We start from the raw sequence: 6,566 nt of genomic DNA on the forward strand, positions 1-6,566 counted from the left end.
GGAAACCCGATGCCTAAAATCAAAATCTGTGGTTTTACCCGGCCGCAAGACGCGCAGGCCGCTGCTGAATTGGGCGCCGATGCGGTAGGCTTGGTGTTTTATGCCAAAAGCAAACGTTGCGTAGATGCTGCGCAGGCCGCCGAAATTACCGCTGCCCTACCGCCGCAGGTGGTTAAAGTGGCGCTGTTTGTGAACGAATCGGCCGAGCAGATCCGCCGGATTCTGGGCACAGTGCCGATTGATATTGTGCAGTTCCACGGCGACGAGGCGCCAGAATTTTGCCGCCAGTTCGGCAAGCCCTATTGGAAAGCCGTGCGGGTGCAATCGGCGCAGGATATTGCCGAGGCGGCCGAACACTATGCCGATGCTGCCGCCCTGCTGCTGGATGCGCATATTGAAGGCCAATACGGCGGCACGGGGCAGGTGTTCGATTGGCGCTTGCTGCCCGACACCATGCCGCTGCCGTGGATTTTGTCGGGCGGGCTGAACCCGGACAATGTGGCCGCCGCCTTGCGGCAAACCGGCGCGGCGTGGCTGGATGTATCCAGCGGGGTGGAGCAGGCGCCCGGCATTAAGAACCGTGATTTGATGGCAGACTTTATCCGGCAGGTGCGTGGGTAGATTGGCCGTAAAAAAGAAGGCTACCTGAAAACTTCAGTTTTGTTTTCAGGTAGCCTTCTTTTTCAGACAACCTATAGGTGGGCTGATTTGCATCCTGTCTTTGGCAGGATTATGATGATGTGTAAAACATATTTCAGAACTCCACAGGAGTAGCCGCGTGCATAAAACCCCCTGTTTCCCGAGCAGCAGCTTGCCAAGCCCCAAACTTTTGTCGGCAAGCTGAAAGGCTACCTGAAACGCCACCGGCGCGGTTTGCGCTGGGTGGTTTTGTTTGTGCTGGTGGCTTACGGTTTGGCCAGCTGTATGGTAACGCGAACGTTGGCCATAATGGGCGTGGAATATATCACGGGGTACTCGCCTACTTATACCGATTTTCCGCTGGGGCAGAATAAACGACTGAATTTGGAAGTGCGCAGCTATGTTAAGCATCTGTATTGCATCGGCATGCGGACAGAGTTTATTGATGGCCAAACCAAATTGTACGGCCCTAATCTGGAAAGAGGGCCAAGCGATAGAGACCAATGGGAATTCGGCAAGCAAGAAGTTTTCCGCGGGCATAACCTAGAAGGCATGGCTATAGGCGGGTTAGCTCCTGAAACCTTCTACCGCCAATATTACACTTTCCAAGTTACCGCCTACCGCCAAGGTTGGTTTGGTGAAAAGGTCTTTTTCCGTAAAAACTACACCAATCTCAATATAATGGGGAAAGTCTTTTATTCCTATGGCAGCAACACGGATAACCCTAGAAACCTTGCCTATCAGGACGGGGTGGACTGTTTCGACTTGCCCTATGGCAAATATCGTTTTGAGTTTGTGGACAACAGCCCTCCGATTCCTGAGTTTAAAGAGGTCATGACTGCGGTGGATATTCACCCATATATCAATTTGAAATAAACCTGCCGTAATAGAACCAAAGGCTACCTGAAATTTCAGGTAGCCTTTCTAGTAAGTCTGCTGCTGGTGTTCAATTGAAATGCTGAGATGGCAATACTGCCGTTTGGTTTCCCATCTTATGTTTCAGGTAGCCCCCGCGTGGCAGGCTACCTGAAATGTTGTAGGGGCAGCTGTTATATCTGCTTGTAGCATATTGAAAAGGCTAGCTGAAACCGACAAACGGGGTTCAGTTAGCCTTTGGTTATGCTCGAGCTGAGGGATGCAGGACTTTCTCAGCGGCTTCCACGCCCCAGTAAACGGCTTCTTCCATCACGGAGTAGCTGCTCAGGTCGCTGTGGGCGAAGGTGAGGCGGGAGTGGTGTTGGCGCAGTTGGAGCAGGGTGGGTTGGGTGAGGTAGCCAGGGGTGGGCACGCTCATGCCGTGGCCGCGGATGCTGATGTCTACGGAGGCGACGTGTGGCCAGAAGCTTGGGCCGTAGGCTTGGAGGAGGTCTTGGGCCGCGTGTTCGAGCAGCTCGGCTTCGCCGGCGTTGAGCAGCCAGCTGCGGATGCTTTGCGGGCTGTCGTGGTTGAGGGCGGTGTAGGCTGTAAAGATGGTGTGTTCGGGTTTGGCGGTGCGGATGAGCTGGTTGGTGGATACAACGTAGCCGAGGCCTTGCGTGCCGTGCACTACGTTGTCCCACGCCAATTCGCTGCGCTGTGCTTCGCGGGGGAAGCCGTTGAGCACGAAATTGCTCACCAGCCAGGGGGCGTAGGCGGGCAGGTTGAGCGAGAAGCCGTAGCGCTGGGGCTGGGCGATGATGCGGGCGGCAATCATCAGGGGCATGGCGCAGATAACGTTTTGGGCGCGGATGAGGGCGGTGTGGCCGCTTTGGTTGTGGCGCAGGATAACGGCTACGTCTTCATCGGTTTCGCTGATTTGCAGGGCGGAGGCGTTGATGGCGGTGGGTTGGGGGAAGGTGAGATCGGCGGTTTCAGGTAGCCTGTCGATATTTTGCAGGCGGATATGGCGGCGGATGGCTTCGGAAAGGTGGGCGAGGCCTTCGGGCCAGGTGAGCACGGCTTCGTTGGTGTGGCCGCGGGCGGCGAAGTAGTGCAGGCCGGCGAAGGCGGATACTTGGGCGATGCCTTGGCCGTAGTCGTCGCGGCAGCAGTAGTCGAGATACCAGAGCAGGCTGGGGGAGCGGTAGTTTTCTTTTTCGAGCCAGGCGGCGAAGGTGGTTTGGTCTAGGCGGCGCCATTCTTCGTCGGTGGAGGAATGGGCGATGGGGATGGCGAAGATTTTGCGCCCGTCGCGGCCGTGTGCGCGGCGCAGGGTTTCGATGAGGGCGTGGAAGCGGCGGCTGTCGGCATCTTCTTGCGGCAGCAGGGAGTCTTGCCAGCGGTTTTGGTAATACAGGCGCTCGGCGGGGGCGTAAACTAAATCGGTTTCGCGATACAGGGGCTCGGGCTGATCGATGCCGTCGAGCAGGATGCCGAGGTCGGATAAGAGTTGGCGCACATACACGCTTTCCTGCGAGGGCAGGGCTAAATAGTGCGCGCCGGAGGGGGCAGAAAGGCTACCTGAAACATAGGCGGCATTGTTGCCGTTGCGCTCGATGCCTTCGGCGAGGAGGAAGTTGTGTTGCCCGTGTTTGGTTAAATGCCAGGCGGCGGAGAGGGCGGCGGCGCCGCTGCCGAGGATGAGGGTGTGGCAGCGGTGTTCGGATTGGGGGGCAAGGGAAACTTGGCCGTTGCGCAGCTCGTGGCCGAAGGGCAGGCCAATGCGGTGGATGCGCACGGGGGGCAGGCGGTGGAGGTATTGATGGCCTAGGCGGGAGGCGGCGGCTGCGGCGGTGAGGGCGGCGGCGCTGCCGAGCAGTTGGCGGCGGGTGAGTTTCATGTTTCAGGTAGCCTTGGGGGGTAGGCTGGTGGCGGGCAGAAGTCTAATAGTTTATATGTTTTCAGGTAGCCTCTATGAATAAAAGGCTACCTGAAAAACAAGATTGCGGTGCAGCCTTATTCGGCAGATTGATTTTGCTGTTTGCTGCGTTCGGCTTGTCGTTTTTGGCGCATTTCCTGCAGTTTGGCGTGGAAAAATTGGCTGCGGCGGCGTTTGCGCTGCCAGAAGTAGAACAACACCAGTGCGCCGATGCCGATGATCACATAGAGGATGTGCTGGAACTGGTGGGCTTTCATGAGCAGCCAGTCTTTGTTCGCGGCGCCGTAGTGGCCGAGATACACCCAGGCGGGCACGGAAATCAGGGAGGCGAGGCCGTCCATAATCAGCCAGCGCCAAAACGAGATGCGGCCGCTCATGCCGGCAGTGATGAAGATGGGGGTGCGCAGGCCGGGCAGGAAACGGGCCACGAATAATACCCAGCTGCCGTGTTTGTCGAACTTTTCCTGCACTTGCAGGTAGCGTTGCGGCGGCATCAGGCGTTTGACGAAGCGGGCTTTGAGGATGCGGTCGCCGTAGAAGTGGCCGAGCAGGAACATCATGCCGTCGCCGGTGAGCACGCCGATCATGCCCACCACCACCATGATGTGCGCGTTGCTGTGGCCGAGGCCGGAAATCACGCCGCCGGCAATCAGGGTGATGTCTTCGGGAATAGGAATGCCGAAACCGCAGGCAACCAGCACCACGAATACGGCGGCATAGCCGTATTGGGTGAACAGGGCTTCTAGAATGTCCAGCATGGTTGTGGGTGTTCCTGTTAGTTGCTGTTATTTTTGACGGATGCTGTCGGCAATGCGTTCGGCGCAGCGTTGCGCAAGCTTGGTGTCGCGTGCTTCCACCATCACGCGCACCACGGGCTCGGTGCCGGAGGCGCGCAATACCACGCGGCCGTGCCCGGCCAATTCGGCTTCCACGGCCTGCAGCTCGGAGGCGGAGGCAGTTTGCCAATCCTGCCCTTTGCTAATGCGCACGTTAATCATGGTTTGCGGGAAGGGTAGCCAATCTACGGCGGCGGCCAAATCTTGATCCAGCGTTTGCAGCGCAGCCAGCACTTGCAGGGCGGCAATGGTGCCGTCGCCGGTGTTGTGCTTATCGAGGCAGAGGATGTGGCCGCTGGCTTCGCCACCCAGCTGCCAGCCGTGTTGGTGCAGCTGTTCCAGCACATAGCGGTCGCCCACTTTGGCGCGGCAGAATTCGATCTTGAGCTGCGCCAAGGCCAGCTCCATCGCCATATTGGTCATCACTGTGCCGACTACGCCGCCAACCAGCGAACCGGCTTTATGGCGGGCGCGGGCAATCACGTAAATCAGCGAATCGCCGTCGTACACTTTGCCTTGTTTGTCCACCATCATCAGGCGGTCGCCGTCGCCATCGAGCGCAATGCCGTAGTCGGCTTCGTTTTGCAGCACGGCGGCTTGCAGGGTTTTGGTGTAGGTGGCGCCGCATTTATGGTTGATATTGAAACCGTTGGGCTGATTGCCGATTTCGATCACGTCTGCCCCCAGCTCGTGGAACACTTTGGGCGCTACGTGATAACCGGCGCCGTTGGCGGTGTCCACCACCAGCTTCAGCCCGCGTAAATCCATATTGGCGGGGAAGGTGGATTTGCAAAATTCGATGTAGCGGTCGTCTGCGCCGCTCACGCGTTTGGCACGGCCGAGGTGGTCTGAGGAAACAGTGTGCATTTCCTGCTCCAGCTGCTGCTCGATTTCCTGCTCGATTTCATCAGACAGCTTCATGCCGTCTTCGGTGAAGAATTTGATACCGTTATCGGCATAGTGGTTGTGGGAGGCGGAAATCATCACGCCGGCAGAGAGGCGCAGCGCGCGGGTAAGATAGGCCACGCCCGGGGTGGGCAGCGGCCCGGTTTGGATAACATTCACACCGGCAGCGGTGAAACCGGCTACCAGCGCGGTTTCCAGCATATAGCCGGAGATGCGGGTGTCTTTGCCGATGAGCACGGTGGGTTTGATTTCATCGTCGTGCTGGGTCAGCACTTGGCCGGCGGCATAGGCCAGCTTCAATACGAAATCGGGCGTAATCGGAAATTTGCCCACTTCGCCGCGTACACCGTCCGTGCCGAAATATTTTTTTGCCATCGTGAAATCCTTTGTAGTAGCCGCTTGTAGGCCGAATGAGCGAATTGTAAAGCAGCACTCCTTCTTATGCCAGCATTGCGGCGGTTAAATCGGGCAAACCTACGGCGCAAAAGGCATTGGAATGGCGGCAATCAGTAGGCGGCAAAGCATTCGGCAATGAAGTTTATACCCAGCCCAAAGGCTACCTGAAAAATTTGAGTGGCGCAGAAACTCGCGCTACATTTTGGATTCGTTGAAGTTTTGCTTTCAGGTAGCCTTTGCCTGAATGGTGCATGTGTTACAGCGAAGCAGGCTAAGGTGGGATTATTGCCCATTTAGAACGGCTATATATAGATTATGCCAGCGATGGTCGCTATAATCAGGCCTTTCAAACCGTTCAAGCACAGAAGGAAAAACCATGGCAGACTTCAATAAAATTCTCGACGCCGGCGATGTAGACGGCGGCATCATCAATGTAGTGGTGGAAATTCCGCAAGGTTCCAACCAGAAAATCGAATGGGACCGCAAAATCGGCGCAATGAAACTCGACCGCATCGAGCCGCAGATTTTCGCCAAACCCACCAATTACGGCTTCATCCCGCAAACCCTCGATGAAGACGGCGACGAACTCGACGCCCTGATTATTACTGATCTGCCGCTGCCCACCGGCATCTACATGGAAGCCAGAGTGATCGGCGTGATGAAATTTGTAGATGACGGCGAAGTGGACGACAAAGTAGTGGTGGTGCCTGCCGACGACCGCCACAACGGCAATGCCATCAAGACGTTGGCCGATTTGCCGCCGCAGCTGATCAAGCAAATCGAATTCCACTTCAATCACTATAAAGATTTGAAAAAACCTGGCAGCACCAAAGTCGGCCACTGGGGCGACATTGAAGAAGCCAAAGCCGTTATCCGCGAATCGCAAGCCCGTTGGAAAGCGCAGTAACCTTGTGCTAGAGGCTGGCTGAAAAGGCTACCTGATAAAGTATAGTGAATTAGATTTAAACCAGTACAGCGTTGGCTCGCCTTGC

General features: G+C 56.7%; 6 protein-coding genes. 3 read left to right on the forward strand and 3 right to left on the reverse strand.

What is annotated here, in order from left to right; genetic code table 11:
- The first annotated feature begins 9 nt into the window (after window positions 1-9).
- On the forward strand, window positions 10-621 hold the full coding sequence (locus HMPREF2796_RS03355) for a phosphoribosylanthranilate isomerase (RefSeq protein WP_070630945.1): 612 nt from the start codon (window positions 10-12) through the stop codon (window positions 619-621).
- Window positions 622-873: 252 nt separating this feature from the next.
- Window positions 874-1,515 carry a hypothetical protein gene (locus tag HMPREF2796_RS03360; RefSeq protein WP_141749142.1) on the forward strand — a complete coding sequence of 214 codons (642 nt, stop codon included), beginning with the start codon at window positions 874-876 and terminating at the stop codon, window positions 1,513-1,515.
- Between the two features lie 241 nt (window positions 1,516-1,756).
- Here HMPREF2796_RS03360 and HMPREF2796_RS03365 read toward each other — a convergent pair whose 3' ends face one another.
- From HMPREF2796_RS03365 to glmM, 3 genes are all read right to left on the reverse strand, one after another.
- Entirely contained in the window at window positions 1,757-3,397 is a 1,641-nt protein-coding gene (locus HMPREF2796_RS03365; RefSeq protein ID WP_070630949.1) for an FAD-dependent oxidoreductase, read from the reverse strand.
- A gap of 116 nt (window positions 3,398-3,513) precedes the next feature.
- A complete protein-coding gene (locus tag HMPREF2796_RS03370) occupies window positions 3,514-4,194 on the reverse strand; it encodes a DedA family protein (protein WP_023887138.1) in 681 nt (226 codons plus the stop codon).
- Window positions 4,195-4,221: 27 nt separating this feature from the next.
- Entirely contained in the window at window positions 4,222-5,553 is a 1,332-nt protein-coding gene (glmM, locus tag HMPREF2796_RS03375) for a phosphoglucosamine mutase (protein WP_070630950.1), read from the reverse strand.
- A gap of 397 nt (window positions 5,554-5,950) precedes the next feature.
- Here glmM and HMPREF2796_RS03380 point away from each other — a divergent pair, with 397 nt between their 5' ends.
- A complete protein-coding gene (locus tag HMPREF2796_RS03380; protein WP_003824323.1) occupies window positions 5,951-6,481 on the forward strand; it encodes an inorganic diphosphatase in 531 nt (176 codons plus the stop codon).
- Window positions 6,482-6,566: the final 85 nt, after the last annotated feature.

This window comes from Eikenella sp. HMSC071B05 (assembly GCF_001811325.1).
Classification (GTDB): domain Bacteria; phylum Pseudomonadota; class Gammaproteobacteria; order Burkholderiales; family Neisseriaceae; genus Eikenella; species Eikenella corrodens.